This window comes from Mesorhizobium vachelliae (assembly GCF_033977325.1).
In the GTDB taxonomy this organism is placed as follows: Bacteria; Pseudomonadota; Alphaproteobacteria; order Rhizobiales; family Rhizobiaceae; genus Mesorhizobium; species Mesorhizobium vachelliae.
Window position 1 is genome coordinate 1 of the sequence record NZ_JAVIIR010000054.1, and the last position, 2,564, is coordinate 2,564.

The 2,564-nt window shown below is 58.0% G+C and carries 1 protein-coding gene and 1 pseudogene; both read right to left on the reverse strand.

Translation table 11 applies throughout. From position 1 onward, the window contains the following. Positions 1–499: 499 nt before the first annotated feature. A pseudogene (locus RFM41_RS33910) lies at positions 500–922 on the reverse strand (IS3 family transposase); the annotation flags it as partial. A 460-nt stretch (positions 923–1,382) separates the two neighbouring features. Then, the gene (locus RFM41_RS34375; RefSeq protein WP_430691608.1) at positions 1,383–1,862 is read right to left on the reverse strand and encodes a TniQ family protein; all 480 of its coding nucleotides are present in this window, start codon (positions 1,860–1,862) and stop codon (positions 1,383–1,385) included. Positions 1,863–2,564 lie beyond the last annotated feature (702 nt).

The window sequence follows — 2,564 nt, forward strand, 5'->3', positions numbered from 1 at the left end:
TTGGATAGCGCGTCGGCCGGCCTGGATCGCACCAGCGCCAACGTCGTGCATCGACACTACCCAACAATGATGACGCTGAAGATACAGCGTCGAAACGCAACCTAAGAAGCTTTCCGCCTTCGCGTTGTCGTAAGGATTTCCGACACGGCTCGTGCTCGCCTGGATACCATGGAGGTGCAGAAGTTCGGAGTAGGCCCCGCAAGCGTATTGAACTCCGCGATCGGAATGATGCACGAGACCCCAGGGAGCAGGCCGGCAATCGGTTATGGCCTCGAGGGCTCGCAATGGCAGGGCTTGCTCTGAGATGCGTATCCAACGCCCACCCGACCACCCTGGGGCTAAACGCGTCAAGCACAACGGCAAGGAAAGCAAACTCCTCAGCCAGATGCAGGAAGGTGATATAGGCAACCCAGGTTGACCCCACTGAGGATCATGCCCTGGCAAGGTTCGGCACGACTTGCCAACCATGCCTCGAGTTCGTCGTTCCAGGAACAAAGGATCGCGTGCGCAGGCACAGCAGATTGTCTTCACGCATAATGCGTAGAACGCACTTGTGGTTGACTTGCCACCCCTCCCGACGCAACAGGGCTCCGATCCGGCGGTAGCCGTAGTGCGCGTTGCCGAGAGCCACCTTTTGAATGAGGTCTCGCAAACCGGTCTCGGCCCGACGCGGGGCCGAATCCAGCCAGTGACGGTAGTAGCTCGCGCGGCTGACGCCAGCGAGCCAGCACATTCTATCGATGTTGAATTCGCCTTGCGACAGGCCGGTCGTCATCTTTTCGATCACTTTGAAGATCCCGTTTCGCCAGGAGCGCTGCTCCGGCGCTGATCTTCCTCGAAGTGCTGCAAGGCTTCGCGAAGAAATCGAGATCGAGCTGCTGTTGCCCGACTTTCTGCTCTCATTCCCTGATCCGGCTGTCATACTGCACTTAAATGTGAGATTGCGCCGACCTCCCGCGACCACTGTACCTAATCTTGAGATTCAATGCCGCCGAGTCTCAATTCACCTGCAGCGGCTGAGAGTTTCTCGAAGCCCACATGCCGGCGCCGATTGCAATGAATCGCATGTAATGGCGCCAAGCGTTTGGCGCTTGAGTTCGGAGACTCACGTGGGCCCTGCCTGATAGACGATTGAATACCAGCGATCAACGCCGTGCGAAGTCCGATGGGCAAGATGGGTCTTGCAATCGTAGGTCTTGGGAGACCCTGTTTGGCTACAAGCTCATCGAAACCTTGAACGACGGCGCCAAGGATGGTGGAGTGGCGTATCGACTTTGGGCATCGTCTGATGAGCAGTAATCGGGCGATATCGATTGGCGATACCCCACCGACAGATGCTCCCCCCAGCGACTGATCGATGAGCTCCTCGCCATGAACGGCATTTACCCAAAGATACTCGAACGGCGATGACGTGCTTGCGACGGCAGATGCCCCCCTCCCTCGTCTCTTCCTGCCGTTGTCTGCAAACGGGACAGGTTATCCGCCAACCCTCGATCCAGCTTCGCTGTACCGCAGTTGCAGCTCCTCGCAATCTGTATTGCTCGGAGCAGGCGATGCAGCATTGAATGACGCGTGGCGCGACGAGCCGCCCTGCCGACTGTGGGAACCCAGACGTGGTCATTGCCAAGATTGTCGAAGAATTGAGATCGAAACAGCCTCGCAATGTGAACGGCGGCGGTTGGCCCCAGGTTTGTATCGGTTTGCCGCAAAGATGTTGCCTCGGGAATGGCATGGCGAAGCATCGTGAGCGGTGGGACGCCATGGAAATCGGCATGGCGCGTGATCCACGACGACAGGAGCTCATCGGGGACGGGTTTGAGAATGACTGAAAGCGGCCTTGTGCCGCTGAGCTCTCGTATCATGCGTACGGTGTTTCGGCGCTAACTGGCGGGCGCCAACTTTCCACAGCTTCATCGGTGATATGCTCTGGGCCGCTCTCGATCGACTCGGCTGCTAGACTCGTGATCGCCTGGAAAATATTTGCAGTGATGCCGCCGCTGATCTGCAGAATTCGGCGCAGAGATTTCGGCGTCAGCACCGTCGGTCGGCGAAGCGGCATGTTTCGCAAAATGGACGAAACTAGTGGTTCGAACTGTTCGTTGGCCGCCCACCTATTCAAGGTGAGCTCGCCGAATCGGCGAGATCTCCTTCTGTTATTCCTTCGTTTGACGCTTCGCCTCAAGCTGCTTTCACCGAAGGAGCGGGCGAGTAGAATGTGCTGTCCGAGAGCATGGCCTACACGATCCTCTCATTCTTGTTGGCGAGTGCGACAGCCGCGACATTGGGATGCGCCTTTGCCGCAGGCCGTCGAAAAAGTAGCTCGCCAGCGGACCGCAGCGGTGTTCCCTGGCTGCGAAGCGGATTTCCATGACTAGAGAAATGATCGAATGAGACGCATAGCTCGCCCATCGGTTCCGGCGCCAGGCTCTGCTGCAAGGGCGGGTAAGGAGGCCTAGCAGGCTGTTGAAGAAGTACTGGCGCGGTTGTTGGGAGCGTGATTCACTGGTGCCCTGATGATTTGGGGACCGTGGATGCGCGGATTGGACGAGCGGACGAGTTCACTG

Coding starts and splice junctions, on each gene's coding strand:
- RFM41_RS34375 (WP_430691608.1), bottom strand. CDS start 1,862: ATGATACGAGAGCTCAGCGGCACAAGGCCGCTTTCAGTCATTCTCAAA.